Source organism: Pseudomonas fluorescens (genome assembly GCF_004683905.1).
Lineage (GTDB): Bacteria > Pseudomonadota > Gammaproteobacteria > Pseudomonadales > Pseudomonadaceae > Aquipseudomonas > Aquipseudomonas putida_A.
In genome coordinates this window covers 1558450-1571748 of record NZ_CP038438.1, presented here as the reverse complement: position 1 = coordinate 1571748, position 13299 = coordinate 1558450, and the positions used below count along the sequence as shown (strand labels likewise).

The 13299-nt window shown below is 58.9% G+C and carries 12 protein-coding genes and 1 pseudogene; 7 read left to right on the top strand and 6 right to left on the bottom strand.

Features of this window, described 5'->3' with window-relative positions; translation table 11 throughout:
* Positions 1 to 26: 26 nt before the first annotated feature.
* Positions 27 to 1748, bottom strand: coding sequence for a bifunctional isocitrate dehydrogenase kinase/phosphatase (gene aceK / locus E4T63_RS07240; protein ID WP_135295161.1), 1722 nt, complete (start codon positions 1746 to 1748; stop codon positions 27 to 29).
* 409 nt (positions 1749 to 2157) lie between these two features.
* Between aceK and E4T63_RS07235 the strand changes: the two genes are divergently transcribed.
* Together E4T63_RS07235 and E4T63_RS07230 are read left to right on the top strand one after the other, a co-directional pair.
* Positions 2158 to 3783 carry a methyl-accepting chemotaxis protein gene (locus tag E4T63_RS07235; protein ID WP_135295160.1) on the top strand — a complete coding sequence of 542 codons (1626 nt, stop codon included), beginning with the start codon at positions 2158 to 2160 and terminating at the stop codon, positions 3781 to 3783.
* A gap of 85 nt (positions 3784 to 3868) precedes the next feature.
* Positions 3869 to 4777: a DMT family transporter gene (locus E4T63_RS07230; RefSeq protein ID WP_135295159.1), complete on the top strand. Its 909-nt coding sequence runs from the start codon at positions 3869 to 3871 to the stop codon at positions 4775 to 4777.
* A 136-nt stretch (positions 4778 to 4913) separates the two neighbouring features.
* Here E4T63_RS07230 and E4T63_RS07225 read toward each other — a convergent pair whose 3' ends face one another.
* On the bottom strand, positions 4914 to 5777 hold the full coding sequence (locus tag E4T63_RS07225; RefSeq protein WP_098967708.1) for a DMT family transporter: 864 nt from the start codon (positions 5775 to 5777) through the stop codon (positions 4914 to 4916).
* 451 nt (positions 5778 to 6228) lie between these two features.
* On the opposite strand from E4T63_RS07225, the gene E4T63_RS07220 reads away from it, so the two are divergent.
* Entirely contained in the window at positions 6229 to 6756 is a 528-nt protein-coding gene (locus E4T63_RS07220; protein ID WP_027614537.1) for an N-acetyltransferase, read from the top strand.
* Positions 6757 to 6791: 35 nt separating this feature from the next.
* Entirely contained in the window at positions 6792 to 6950 is a 159-nt protein-coding gene (locus E4T63_RS28475; RefSeq protein ID WP_167734099.1) for a hypothetical protein, read from the top strand.
* Between the two features lie 58 nt (positions 6951 to 7008).
* Here E4T63_RS28475 and E4T63_RS07215 read toward each other — a convergent pair whose 3' ends face one another.
* Together E4T63_RS07215 and cysK are read right to left on the bottom strand one after the other, a co-directional pair.
* Positions 7009 to 7947 (bottom strand): aspartyl/asparaginyl beta-hydroxylase domain-containing protein, encoded by a 939-nt coding sequence (locus E4T63_RS07215; protein ID WP_027614536.1) that lies wholly within the window; start codon positions 7945 to 7947, stop codon positions 7009 to 7011.
* Positions 7948 to 8131: 184 nt separating this feature from the next.
* Positions 8132 to 9106 carry a cysteine synthase A gene (cysK, locus tag E4T63_RS07210; RefSeq protein WP_041070300.1) on the bottom strand — a complete coding sequence of 325 codons (975 nt, stop codon included), beginning with the start codon at positions 9104 to 9106 and terminating at the stop codon, positions 8132 to 8134.
* A 127-nt stretch (positions 9107 to 9233) separates the two neighbouring features.
* On the opposite strand from cysK, the gene E4T63_RS07205 reads away from it, so the two are divergent.
* Positions 9234 to 10310, top strand: a complete 1077-nt coding sequence (locus E4T63_RS07205; RefSeq protein WP_115988004.1) for a DUF748 domain-containing protein — start codon at positions 9234 to 9236, stop codon at positions 10308 to 10310.
* On the opposite strand, the gene E4T63_RS07200 is transcribed toward E4T63_RS07205, so the two are convergent.
* Both E4T63_RS07200 and E4T63_RS07195 read right to left on the bottom strand, forming a co-directional pair.
* Complete coding sequence (locus E4T63_RS07200) at positions 10307 to 10804, bottom strand: helix-turn-helix domain-containing protein (RefSeq protein ID WP_041070304.1); 498 nt, start codon at positions 10802 to 10804, stop codon at positions 10307 to 10309. The genes E4T63_RS07205 and E4T63_RS07200 overlap by 4 nt on opposite strands.
* Positions 10792 to 11022 (bottom strand): annotated as a pseudogene (locus tag E4T63_RS07195) (DUF4160 domain-containing protein). The gene E4T63_RS07200 and the pseudogene E4T63_RS07195 overlap by 13 nt, the downstream one beginning before the upstream one ends.
* A 202-nt stretch (positions 11023 to 11224) precedes the next feature.
* Here E4T63_RS07195 and E4T63_RS07190 point away from each other — a divergent pair.
* Together E4T63_RS07190 and E4T63_RS07185 are read left to right on the top strand one after the other, a co-directional pair.
* The gene (locus E4T63_RS07190) at positions 11225 to 12070 is read left to right on the top strand and encodes an AAA family ATPase (protein ID WP_098967703.1); all 846 of its coding nucleotides are present in this window, start codon (positions 11225 to 11227) and stop codon (positions 12068 to 12070) included.
* Between the two features lie 12 nt (positions 12071 to 12082).
* Positions 12083 to 13261, top strand: coding sequence for a vWA domain-containing protein (locus E4T63_RS07185; protein ID WP_007969609.1), 1179 nt, complete (start codon positions 12083 to 12085; stop codon positions 13259 to 13261).
* Positions 13262 to 13299 lie beyond the last annotated feature (38 nt).

Genomic DNA, 13299 nt, shown 5'->3' with positions numbered 1-13299 from the left:
CTCGCCACAATGTGTTTACCTGGGAGTCATTCGTTATCGAGGCCTTTGCGGCGGTAAGGGAAGACGTCGATGACTTTGCCGGCGCGAATCGCCTCTTGCAAACCCTTCCAGTAATCGGCGTTATACAACTCGCCATGCAGTTGATCGAACAATTTGCGCTGCCCGGCATCGGCGAACAGGAAAGGCGGAAACTCTTCCGGGAACACATCCAGCGGCCCGATCGAATACCACGGCTCGGAGGCCATTTCGTCCTCAGGGGTACGCGGCGCGGGGATGTGGCGGAAGTTGGCTTCGGTCAGGAAGCAGATCTCGTCGTAGTCGTAGAACACCACTCGGCCGTGGCGAGTGACGCCGAAGTTTTTCAGCAACATGTCGCCGGGAAAGATGTTGGCCGCCGCCAGTTGCTTGATCGCCAGGCCGTAGTCCTCCAGCGCCTCGCGCACCTGGGCTTCGTTGGCGTTGTCCAGGTAGAGGTTGAGCGGGGTCATCCGGCGCTCGGTCCAGCAGTGGCGGATCAGCACCGTATCGCCTTCGACCGAGACCGTCGACGGCGCGACTTCCAGCAGTTCTTCCAGGCACGCCGGATCAAACTTGCTCAGCGGAAAACGGAAGTCGGCGAACTCCTGGGTATCGGCCATGCGCCCGACCCGGTCGACACTTTTCACCAGACGATATTTTTCGATCACCGTCGCCCGGTCGACGTTTTTCGACGGCGAGAAACGGTCCTTGATGATCTTGAACACGGTGTTGAAGCCCGGCAGGGTGAACACGCTCATGACCATGCCGCGCACGCCGGGGGCCATGATGAACTGGTCGTCGGTGTTGGCCAGGTGATTGATCAGCGCCCGATAGAACTCGGATTTGCCGTGCTTGTAGAAACCGATCGAGGTGTACAGCTCAGCGATGTGCTTGCCCGGCAGGATACGCCGCAGGAAACCGATGAACTCCGCCGGCACCGGCACATCGACCATGAAATACGAACGGGTGAAAGAGAAGATGATCGACACATCGGCTTCGTCGGTGATCAGCGCGTCAATCTGAATCCCGCGGCCTTCGCGGTGCAGCAACGGAATCACCAGCGGCCACTGCTCGTCGCGGGTGTAGATGCGCCCGACCAGATACGCGCCTTTGTTGCGGTACAGCACCGAGGAAAACAGCTCGACGCTCAGTTCCGGATCCTTGCACACCCAGTCCGGCAAATTCTCGCGCAGTTGCGCTTCGAGGCGCTGCAGGTCGCCGGGCAAATCGGCGTAATCCTCGCTGAAGCGGTAATCGGCAAAGATGCTCGCGAGCATCGATGACAATTGGCCCTGCGGCTTGTAGGTGCGGGTTTGTGCGGCCCGGGCGCGGCGCAGGCTCGGCCGGGTGGTGTGGATGAACATGCAGCCGTCGCTGATCAGGTCGTGACTGAACAGCCCGCAGAAGATCGAGTTGTACCAGGTCTCGGACAGTTCATCGTCGAAACGCAGGTCGATGACACTGATGTAAGCACTTTTCACCAACGGCCAACTGCCGACATTCATCAGCGTCTCGTCGTCGAAATGCTCGCGCAGGCGGGCGATGGTTTCGCCGACCTTTTCTTCGTAGAGATTGATCCGCGCCGCCGACGCGGTCTGCGTCTCCTGCCAGCGCGCCTGCTCGAAGCGCTCGCGCGCACCGTCGGTGATCCGCCGGAAGTGCTCGCGGTAATCGTCAAAGCCATCGAGGATCATGCGGGCGATGTCGGTGGCTGGCCATTGCTGCGGCATAGAGGAGACCTCGGCGTGCAAGTGGAAATCTGTGCCTGAGCTTAGCCACGGATGCATGCGCAGGAGAAGTGCAATTTCTGCCAAAAGCGCGGCAGGGTTGTACAGCGACACAGTTTTTATCAAAGTTTTTTGAGTCGACCGTTCGGTCAATTAACCGCCCTCTCAGTCTCGCCTGCCGCCCCGCGCCAGCCCGCGAATTCCCTGGGATTCGGATCCAATCACTGCCCCACCGCTCTGGCTCGCGGTTTTAGCGCTGCGTTCCCGCCTGTCGATGAAAGAGAAGAACTGCTCACAGATTGGTCTTACCAAAATAGTGGCACTTTGATATACAGCCCGCCAGTACCCGCCTCATAACAAGATCCTCGGCCCACGAGGACGACCTCTTCCTCATAGATCAAGGAGCACATTGATGTCTATCCGCAATCTGCGCATCGGTTTGCGCGCCAGTTTGAGTTTTGCCGTATTGGCCGCCCTGCTGGTGGTGGTCGGCCTGTTCGGTCTGGGCCAGATGAAAAATCTGCGTGAGAGCGCAACGGTGATCGAGGAATCGTGGATGCCCAGCATCGAGAGCATTCACGATGCGGCGGCGAACATCGCCAACATCCGCCTCGAATCCCTGCGCCTGATCACCAGCACCCAGCCGGCGGTACGCGACACAAGCAAAGGCATCATCAAGGTGCAACGCGAAGAATTGTCGAAGCGCCTGAAGGACCACACCGCTCTACTGGCCAGCGATGCGGAACGGGCGATGCTCGACGGTTTGAATAGCGACGTCGCCAAGTACATGAGCATCCTGGACCAGATCATCACTCAGATCGACGCCGGGCAAAGTGAACAGGCCTATGCCCGTCTGAACAATGAACTGGCGCCACAGGGCCGGATCCTCGACAAGGCGCTGGAGCAGATGATCAGCTTCAACCAGCAAGGCGCCGACAGCGCCGCCGAAGCTGCTGCCGGGGTTTATCAGCAGGCGCTGTGGATTGTCGCGACCATCATCGTTGTCGCCCTGATCGCTACCCTGCTGCTGGCCTGGCTGCTGACCCGCAGCATCACCGCACCGATCAATCAGGCCCTGTCCGTCGCGCAAAAAATTGCCGCCGGCGACCTCAGCGGCCAGATTGCCGATCACGGTAGCGATGAGGCGGCGCAGTTGCTCAGCGCCCTCGCCGAGATGCAGAACAACCTGCGCTCGACCATCCGTGGCATCAGCGAATCGGCGCAGCAACTGGCCTCCGCCGCCGAAGAAATGAGCTCGGTGATGGAGCAAAGCACCCGTGGCCTGCAGCAGCAGAACGATCAGATCGAACAGGCCGCCACCGCCGTCACCGAGATGAGCACGGCGGTGGATGAAGTTGCGGCCAACGCAGTGTCCAGCGCCGAGGCCTCCGAAGCCTCGAACGAGGACAGCAAACACGGGCATGTGCAGGTCAGCGAGACCATCAGCTCGATTCAGGAACTGGTCAGCGCGGTGCTCGGTGCGTCGGAGCAGGCCGAAGGCCTGGCCACGCAGGCCCAGGACATCAGCAAGGTGCTGGAGGTGATTCGCGGCATCGCCGGGCAAACCAACCTGCTGGCGCTCAACGCCGCCATCGAAGCGGCGCGCGCGGGTGAGGCCGGACGCGGTTTTGCGGTGGTCGCCGATGAAGTGCGTTCGCTGGCGCAACGCACGCAGAACTCCACCGAAGAAATCGAGCTGATGATCAGCAGCATCCAGCAAGGCACCGGCGCCACCGTCGGCGCCTTGCAAAGCAGTGCCGAGCAGGCCAGCCACACGTTGCGCCGGGCCAACAGTGCCGGTCAGGCACTGGAGAAAATCACCGCGTCGATCTCGCAGATCAACCAGCGCAACCTGGTGATCGCCAGCGCGGCCGAGCAGCAAGCGCTGGTGGCGCGCGAGGTTGATCAGAATCTGGTGACCATCCGCGATCTCTCGACCCAGACCGCCGCCGGCGCTACCCAGACCTCCGCTGCCAGTCAGGAACTGTCGCGCCTGGCGATCGACCTCAACGGCCTGGTGACGCGCTTCGTGCTCTGAATGAAAAATTAAATGCCCGATTGACGGTTGCCATCGACAGGGCGCTCGGCAACACTCTCGTCCCGATCAAGGAAGGAGTGCCATCGTGAGCGCTGTCGATATTTTCCGCATGCTGTCGCTGGCAGCCATCTGGGGCGCGAGCTTCCTGTTCATGCGCATTATTGCGCCGGTGATCGGCACCATTCCGACCGCGTTCTTTCGGGTGTCGATTGCTGCCGTCGGTCTGCTGGTGATTCTCGGGCTGATGCGCATCAGCTGGGATTTCAAGGGCAAACTGAAAACGGTGATGTTGCTGGGCGTTATCAACTCGGGGATTCCGGCGACGTTGTATTCGGTGGCGGCGCAAGTGTTGCCGGCCGGTTACTCGGCAATCTTCAACGCCACCACGCCGTTGATGGGCGTGTTGATTGGCGGGCTGTTTTTCAGTGAAAAACTCACTGTCGCGAAACTGACCGGGGTGTTTCTCGGCTTGTTCGGTGTCGGTGTGCTGACGCGCGCAGGTCCGGTCGCGTTCGATCTGCAATTGCTGATGGGCGCCCTCGCCTGCCTGCTCGCTACCACTTGCTACGGCTTCGCCGGGTTCCTCACGCGGCGCTGGCTGGATCACAGCGGCGGGCTCGACAGTCGTCTCTCGGCCGTGGGCAGCATGCTCGGCGCCTCGCTGTTTCTGTTGCCACTGTTCGGCTACAGCGTGATCACCGCCCCTCCGGCAAGCTGGGGTGGGTGGAATGTCTGGCTGTCGCTGCTGGGCCTGGGTCTGGGCTGCACGGCGTTCGCCTACATCATCTATTTCCGCCTGCTCAGCTCCATCGGCCCGGTCAAATCGATGACCGTGACCTTCATGATTCCGGCGTTCGGCGTGTTGTGGGGCGCGTTGCTGCTGGATGAGCCGTTGTCGATGGCGCACCTGTATGGCGGCGTGTTGATTGCGCTGGCGTTGTGGCTGGTGTTGAAGCCGGCGGCGGTGAAGCCCGCTGCCGTAACCGTCCGCTGATTTTGCGGCGTTAACAAGTCAGCCTTCGCGAGCAAGCCCGCTCCCACAGGAGGAATGCATTCCAATTGTGGGAGCGGGCTTGCTCGCGAAGAGGCCGGCCCAGACACTGAAAATGCCCGGGTCGGCCTGAAGGTTTTCAAGCAGTTTTACGGAACACAAACGCCAGCCCGACGATGATCAACAGCATCCCCAGCACACTCAACGCCGCCAGACGATTGCCGAAAATCAGGTAATCCATCACCGCCGTCACCGCCGGCACCAGATAGAACAGACTGGTGACATTCACCAGATTGCCCCGGGCGATCAGGCGATAGAGCAACAGTGTCGCCAGCACCGACACCACCAGTCCCATCCACAACACCGGCACGATGAAACCCGTGCTCTGTTCAAAGTGGAACGGCTGAAATGGCACAAATATCCCGCACAACAACAGCCCGGCCAGATACTGCACCGGCAATGTGCCGAGGGGATTGTCGGTGATGCGCTTCTGCATGATCGAGCCCACCGTCATGCTCGCCAGCGCCAACAGACCGAACAGCATCCCCGCCCAGGACATCCCTGCCAGACCGATCCCCTGGTAAACCACCATGATCAGCCCGGCCAGCCCCAGCGCGAGGCCGAACATCCGGCTCGCCGAGCGCTGCCGCTCTATCAACACCACAGTGAGGATCGGCTGTACGCCCATGATGGTCGCCATCACCCCCGGTGTGACTCTGGTGTTCAAGGCCAGCAGATAGAAAATCTGATACGCCCCCAACAACACCACGCCCGTTGCAATCGCAAACAGCATCGGCCGGCCGCCCTTGGGCAGCTTCAACTTGAGCAGCGGCGTCAACAGCAACAGCCCGCACAGCGCGATCACAAAGCGCATCAGCAGAAAGGCAAAAGGTGACGCATGGGCCAGGCCCCATTTGGAGAAGATTGCCCCGCTGCTCCACAGTAGAACGAACAGGCTCGTGGACGTCGCCGCGAGCGCGGATTTTTTCGAAAGGACAAACATGAATACCACCTGTAGTCAGGCAAACAGCCAACTCAGCCGAGGCTGAAATTCAGTAGGTTTTTCTGGCGGGCGCAGGGGTCAGCAAAGAATGCCGATCAGCCCGAAACGCCAACGCCCGGCGGTGATACGACGGCGCACACCGGCGTGCTACTGACAGGTGGAGGGTAATGACTGATCTGCCCAGGCTGCTGATTCCCGCACGGCACGACGCCAGCGTTGACCGCTGAATCGACTACCGCGTTGATGAGGGATGCAGGCATTGGGGCTGATCTTTTTTGAAGGGTTTGGAGAGTGAATCAGATGATTCACGAGCGCCGACTATAACCAGCGTGGGACATGGATTGCAATGATTTGGACAAAGGGCCAGCAGGGACAGTTGGCCGCGAGGTGATTAGGCTGAAGAGCAACGGATAGGCCCATTGATGGGGAGACAGGGAATGCTCGGGATCACATGCCAAGGGAACGGACGAATTTGCGGTATCAGTTGTACAAGTCGCAGGCCAGGAAACAGGCAAGCATCGCCAAAGCTCTATTGCAGCTACCAGCGCGGCAAGACTTGTCGAAAGTACGCTTCGAACCCATCGACGCCATAGCACTGAGCGCGTTCGAGCTCTGGGAGAATCCACTTTTTTGCTGGCGAGAGGTTGCCGCATGGAAATCACGAGAACCCCTGTCCCTGGATATCGCGATCTGGTTCGAAGAACAGCTCTGCGGACTGTGCTTCGTCAATCCGAACAAAAGCCGCCAACGTATTCGAATCGTACGATTGGAAGGGCGACCCGGAGATTCTCACCCGCTGAAAAATCGTATCGGGACCTTGGCGATGATGGTCATCGATGAGTTCGCCCAAATAGTCGGCAGCAAGTTCATTGAAGTCCAGGAGCCAATGCAGGGCGCAATTCCTGTTTATACAAAGCTCGGCTTCAAATTTGATTTGGAAGGTCGTCTTGTCCTAGCAGTGGAGAGTAAAGTATCGTGAAAACAGTTCAAGTAATGATCAATGAGGGAGGGAGCATGCGCAAATCAGTCAAGAAATCCCCCGCTAAGAAAAGATCAATCAAAACAGAAGAAAAGATTGTGTCATCCGGGCTATCAGCCAATCAGCAGCGCTTTCTGCAGTTACTGATTACAGGCATTGAAGACGAACCCAACGTTCTCGCCGGGCGCCGCTGACTCACAGACAATAAAAAACCGCTCACAAGGAGCGGTTTTTTCATTTCAACATCCGGCTTCAACCAAACAGCCAATACCCCAGCAACGTCAACACTACCACTGCCAATACCGGACGCAGGATGCGGTAGGCCTTGGGATTGCGGCGTTTCCACTGTTTGACCACGCCGCTGAACCGGTCGCTGAAGTTCTTGCTCCAGGCGTAGGCCTGGTTGATGCCGCCGACACGTTCATCATCAAGGTTCTGCGGCGCGGTGGCGCGGCCCAGCCAGGCGCTGATGGCGCGATTGATGCGGGTCATCAGGCGGTTGCTCAGCGGGCGTTCGACATCGCAGAACAGGATGACGCGGGTCTGTTCGGTCTCGTTCTTGACCCAGTGCACGTAGGTCTCATCGAACATCACGTCTTCACCGTCACGCCAGGCGTAGACCTGACCATCAACGAAGATCCGGCAATCGTCGGAGTTCGGTGTCGACAGGCCCAAGTGATAACGCAGCGAGCCGGCAAACGGGTCACGGTGCGGGTTCAGATGGCTGCCACCCGGCAACAGCGCGAACATCGCGCCTTTGACGTTAGGGATCGCACTGACCAGCGCCACGGTCTTCGGGCACAGGGTTTCGGCCGACGGCAGCGGTTTGTCGTACCACTTGAGGTAGAAACGTTTCCAGCCCTTCTTGAAGAACGAGCCGAAACCGGCGTCATTGTTCTTCTCGGCGGCGCGGATGTAGCCCTCGTCGAACAGGTGCATGGCTTCGTCGCGAATGGTTTCCCAGTTATCGCGCAACACATCCAGCTCCGGAAACTTGCTGCGATCCAGATACGGTTTGGAGGGAACGCCGGAGAACAGGTACATCAGCGCGTTGTACGGGGCGAACAGCGCCGAGTGGTTGACGAACTGACGCAGTACCGGCAGACGCGCCTTGCCGCGCAAATGCACATAGAGGATGCTGCCCACAAACAGCAGCAACACCAACACCTTGGCGGCTAACGAAAAGGTCATCAACGACTCCTTGAATAAAGACAACGCTGCGCAATGCCCATTACCCGGCATGGCAGCCGGCCATGATAAACACTACCGGCCTCGGGAAAAACCCGCTGAACCCAAGATTCAGTGTTAAGAATTGCGCAACAAAGCATTTATTAGCATAACGATCCTGAACCCTGGCTGATCTGAGTCAATTCGACTACTGCTGATTCTCCTGCTCGGTGAACAGATCGCTGAACAGCATGCTCGACAGATAGCGCTCACCGGAGTCCGGCAAAATCACCACGATGGTCTTGCCCTGCATTTCAGGCTTCTCGGCTAAACGCACTGCCACGGCCATGGCCGCGCCGCAAGAGATACCGCACAAAATCCCTTCTTCCTGCATCAGGCGCAGCGCCATGGCCTTGGACTCGTCGTCAGTGACCTGCTCCACCCGGTCGACCATCGACAGATCGAGGTTCTTCGGCACGAAACCCGCGCCAATCCCCTGAATCTTGTGTGGGCTCGGCTTGATCTCTTCACCCGCCAGCGCCTGGCTGATGACCGGCGAAGACACCGGCTCCACTGCCACCGACAGAATCGGTTTGCCCTGGGTATTCTTGATATACCGCGAAACGCCGGTGATGGTTCCGCCGGTCCCGACGCCAGCCACCAGCACATCGACGGCGCCATCGGTGTCGTTCCAGATTTCCGGGCCGGTGGTTTTTTCGTGGATCGCCGGGTTGGCCGGGTTATCGAACTGCGACGGCATGAAGTATTTGCCAGTGTCGCTGGCAACAATTTCGGCAGCCTTCTCGATCGCGCCTTTCATGCCCTTGGCCGGTTCGGTCAGGACCAGCTCTGCGCCGAGGGCCTTGAGCACCTTGCGCCGCTCGATGCTCATTGATGCCGGCATGGTCAGCATCAATTTGTAACCACGGGCGGCGGCAACGAAGGCCAGACCGATGCCGGTATTGCCCGACGTCGGCTCGACGATGGTCATGCCCGGCTTGAGTTTGCCGCTGCTTTCGGCGTCCCAGATCATGTTCGCGCCGATCCGGCACTTGACCGAATAACCGGGGTTGCGCCCCTCGATCTTGGCCAGAATGGTCACGCCACGCGGCGCGATACGGTTGATCTGCACCAGCGGCGTGTTGCCGATGGAATGGGCGTTGTCAGCGAAAATACGGCTCATGGCTGGGTCCTTATGCAGCGTTGAATTCAGCCTTTCAAGGTATGCCTGTTGCCGGGCGCAGTCCAGTCGGGTCGAACGTCTGCGCCGCGCCACAGTCAATCGCTTACATCGTTCGGGAATTGTTGCCATGAAGCGTCGTTATAGCTGGCCAATAGGGATTTTTGCCGTCGTGGTTGTGCTGCTGATCGCCCTGCACATCGCCCTGCCCTACGTGGTGCGCGATTACCTGAACGGCAAACTGGCCGACATGGGTGACTACCGCGGCCAGGTCACCGACGTCGATCTGGCCCTGTGGCGCGGCGCCTACCGGATCAACGGCCTGAAGATCGTCAAGGTCGACGGCAAGGTGCCGGTGCCGTTCGTCAACGCGCCCGTGATCGATCTGGCGGTCAGCTGGCATTCGCTGTGGTACGACCATGCCGTGGTGGCGCAGGTGCAATTCTTCAATCCCGAGATCAACTTCGTCGATGGCGGCCCCAACAAGCAGAACTCGCAGACTGGTAAAGGCACCGACTGGCGGGCGCAACTGGGCAAGTTGCTGCCGATCACTCTCGACGAGGTGCAGATCCACGACGGCAAGATCACTTTCCGCAATTTCAACTCCAAACCGCCGGTCAACATGAACGCCAGCAACGTCGAGGCGAGCATCTACAACCTGACCAACGTGGTCGACAAACAGGGCAAGCGCGATGCCCGCTTCGAAGGCAAGGCCAAGCTGCTCGGCCACGCACCACTGGAAACCACGGCCACTTTCGATCCGCTGAGCAATTTCGAGGACTTCCAGTTCCGCCTGCGCGCCCGCGACATCGAACTCAAGAGCATGAACGACTTCGCCTCGGCCTACGGCAAGTTCGACTTCAACGCCGGCCACGGCGACGTGGTCATCGAAGCCCAGGCGAAAAAAGCCCAGGTCACTGGCTACATCAAACCGTTGCTGCGCGACGTCGAAGTGTTCAACTGGCAGCAGGACGTCGAAAACAAGGACAAGAGCATCTTCCGCTCCGTCTGGGAAGCCATCGTCGGCGGCACGGAAACCGTGCTGAAGAATCAGGCCAAAAACCAGTTCGCCACCAAGGTCGAACTCAGTGGCAACGTGCATCAGCAAAATATCAGCGCATTCGAAGCGTTTTTGCAGATTTTGCGCAATGGCTTCATTCAGGCATTCAATGCGCGGTATGAGCGGCCTAAGCCGGATGCGGGCTAGTTCTTACGATTAACGACATATCGACCAGATTCTTCAGCCGCCAGCGTGGACTTTTGCTGCAATGAGTCCCAACCAAGACAAGCCAAGGCTAATGACCTTGGCACCGCCTCCCGCCCATTACTGTATCGGCTGATGCTGCGGGCACTGACACCCAGCGCCTCGGCTGCCTGATTCAGTGAGAGTCCGGTACGTGCACGCCAATCGATGAAAATCCGAGTGTTTTCATCGACAGTGTTTTGGGCCAGCGCATCCATATAAAGCGTGTCTGCGCCAATCTGTATATCGGGCTCAAGCCATTCGACCGTCCAGCCATTGTCGTCAAGGGTCGCAGCCGCAAACACTTCGGGATCAAGCAATGGTTGCAGACCTGGATAAGCGTGGATGTCTCGGCTCAGGTCAAGGGTCAGATCCTGACCATCAATAAAGGTCAGTTTCAATCGAAAACCTGACAGTGCCTGCACAGCCGTCAGACGAGGCCTTTTCATGGGTAACATCGTTTCCAGTCCTCCAGCAGTTGCACTTGATGAGCCGCAACCCAAGCCAGCGCTTCCTTGATAATCAGCGGCGGTGCCTTGCCCGTCATGACTTCGACGGTTTCAAGGCTCAGCATCACGTCCACTCCGCCACCGATCAAGTGGACATGGGGTGGCGGGTGATCCTTCTCACGTCACTGAATGCGGTATTTGTCGCGAAATCGGTATTTAGTCGTCATGCCCGACAGGCTATCGCCAAATCGGCGATACCTGAATACTGGCCTCTGGCCGAAACCGAGTCAACATGTGACGCTCCATTCAGAGACTGAATAAGCCGTCTGCGTTCACAGTCGACCGGGCTGCGCGTTATAGTCGGGGCATCCGATTTTTTCGCCCCCGCCCTGCCCGTGCAGGTCGGCGTTACCGTTCGAGGATTAGCAGATGAAGTTCGAAGGCACCCAGGCCTACGTCGCCACCGATGACCTGAAGCTGGCGGTCAATGCCGCCATCACCCTGGAGCGGCCACTGCTGGTCAAGGGCGAACCCGGCACCGGCAAGACCATGCTCGCTGAGCAGTTGGCCGAATCGTTCGGCGCCAAGCTGATCACCTGGCACATCAAGTCCACCACCAAGGCCCATCAGGGCCTGTACGAGTACGATGCGGTCAGCCGTCTGCGCGACTCGCAACTGGGCAACGAAAAAGTCCACGACGTGCGCAACTACCTGAAGAAGGGCAAGCTCTGGGAGGCTTTCGAGTCCGAAGAACGGGTGATTCTGCTGATCGACGAAATCGACAAGGCCGACATCGAGTTCCCCAACGACTTGCTGCAAGAACTCGACAAGATGGAGTTCTACGTTTACGAGATCGACGAGACCATCAAGGCCAAGAAGCGCCCGATCATCATCATTACCTCGAACAACGAGAAAGAGCTGCCGGACGCCTTCCTGCGCCGCTGCTTCTTCCACTACATCGCCTTCCCCGACCGTAACACTCTGCAGAAAATCGTCGACGTGCACTACCCGGACATCAAGAAGGATCTGGTCAGCGAAGCGCTGGACGTGTTCTTCGACGTGCGCAAGGTGCCGGGCCTGAAGAAGAAGCCGTCGACCTCGGAACTGGTCGACTGGCTGAAGCTGTTGATGGCCGACAACATCGGCGAAGCGGTGCTGCGCGAGCGCGATCCGACCAAGGCCATTCCGCCATTGGCCGGTGCGCTGGTGAAGAACGAACAGGACGTGCAGTTGCTTGAGCGCCTGGCGTTCATGAGCCGTCGCGGTTCTCGCTAAGAGGCTGATGCCATGTTGCTCAACCTGTTCAATGAAATGCGTGCCGCCAAGGTGCCGGTGTCGGTGCGCGAGCTGCTCGACCTGATCAACGCGCTGAAACAGCGCGTGACCTTCGCCGACATGGACGAGTTCTACTACTTGTCGCGGGCGATTCTGGTCAAGGACGAACGGCATTTCGACAAGTTCGACCGTGCGTTCGGCGCCTACTTCAATGGCCTGGAAAAGCTCGACGATCACTTGCAGGCGCTGATTCCCGAAGACTGGTTGCGCAAGGAATTCGAGCGTTCGCTGACCGACGAGGAACGCGCGCAGATCCAGTCCCTGGGTGGTCTCGACAAGCTGATTGAAGAGTTCAAGAAGCGTTTGGAAGAACAGAAGGAACGTCACGCCGGCGGCAACAAATGGATCGGCACCGGCGGCACCAGCCCGTTCGGTTCCGGCGGCTTCAACCCGGAAGGCATTCGGGTCGGCGACGCCGGCAAGCGTCAGGGCAAAGCGGTCAAGGTCTGGGATCAGCGCGAGTACAAGAACCTCGACGATTCGGTGGAACTGGGCACGCGCAACATCAAGGTCGCCCTGCGTCGCCTGCGCAAATTCGCCCGTCAGGGTGCGGCGGAAGAGCTGGACATCGACGGCACCATCGACCACACCGCCAAAGACGCCGGCCTGCTGAATATCCAGATGCGTCCGGAACGGCGCAACACGGTGAAGCTGTTGTTGCTATTCGACATCGGCGGCTCGATGGACGCGCACGTGAAGATCTGCGAGGAGCTGTTCTCGGCGTGCAAGACCGAGTTCAAGCATCTGGAGTACTTCTACTTCCACAACTTCATTTATGAGTCGGTGTGGAAGAACAACCTGCGCCGCACGTCCGAGCGTTTCTCGACGCAGGATCTGCTGCACAAGTATGGCGCCGACTACAAAGTGATCTTCATCGGTGACGCCGCCATGGCGCCCTACGAAATTACCCAGGCCGGCGGCAGCGTCGAGCACTGGAACGAAGAGCCGGGCTACCTGTGGATGCAGCGCTTCATGGAGAAGTACAAGAAGCTTATCTGGATCAATCCTTATCCGAAGGACACCTGGGGCTACACCTCGTCGACCAATATCGTGCGCGATTTGATCGAGGATCAGATGTATCCGCTGACGTTGCGTGGGCTTGAGGAAGGGATGCGGTTTCTGTCGAAATAATCTTCGTTAGCCGTGATGGCCCCTTCGCGAGCAAGCCC

Bases quoted from the DNA above. Each gene is read 5' to 3' on its own strand.
- aceK (WP_135295161.1), bottom strand. From the start codon at position 1,748: ATGCCGCAGCAATGGCCAGCCACCGACATCGCCCGCATGATCCTCGAT.
- E4T63_RS07235 (WP_135295160.1), top strand. From the start codon at position 2,158: ATGTCTATCCGCAATCTGCGCATCGGTTTGCGCGCCAGTTTGAGTTTT.
- E4T63_RS07225 (WP_098967708.1), bottom strand. From the start codon at position 5,777: ATGTTTGTCCTTTCGAAAAAATCCGCGCTCGCGGCGACGTCCACGAGC.
- E4T63_RS07220 (WP_027614537.1), top strand. From the start codon at position 6,229: ATGCCAAGGGAACGGACGAATTTGCGGTATCAGTTGTACAAGTCGCAG.
- E4T63_RS28475 (WP_167734099.1), top strand. From the start codon at position 6,792: ATGCGCAAATCAGTCAAGAAATCCCCCGCTAAGAAAAGATCAATCAAA.
- E4T63_RS07215 (WP_027614536.1), bottom strand. From the start codon at position 7,947: ATGACCTTTTCGTTAGCCGCCAAGGTGTTGGTGTTGCTGCTGTTTGTG.
- cysK (WP_041070300.1), bottom strand. From the start codon at position 9,106: ATGAGCCGTATTTTCGCTGACAACGCCCATTCCATCGGCAACACGCCG.
- E4T63_RS07205 (WP_115988004.1), top strand. From the start codon at position 9,234: ATGAAGCGTCGTTATAGCTGGCCAATAGGGATTTTTGCCGTCGTGGTT.
- E4T63_RS07200 (WP_041070304.1), bottom strand. From the start codon at position 10,804: ATGTTACCCATGAAAAGGCCTCGTCTGACGGCTGTGCAGGCACTGTCA.
- E4T63_RS07190 (WP_098967703.1), top strand. From the start codon at position 11,225: ATGAAGTTCGAAGGCACCCAGGCCTACGTCGCCACCGATGACCTGAAG.
- E4T63_RS07185 (WP_007969609.1), top strand. From the start codon at position 12,083: ATGTTGCTCAACCTGTTCAATGAAATGCGTGCCGCCAAGGTGCCGGTG.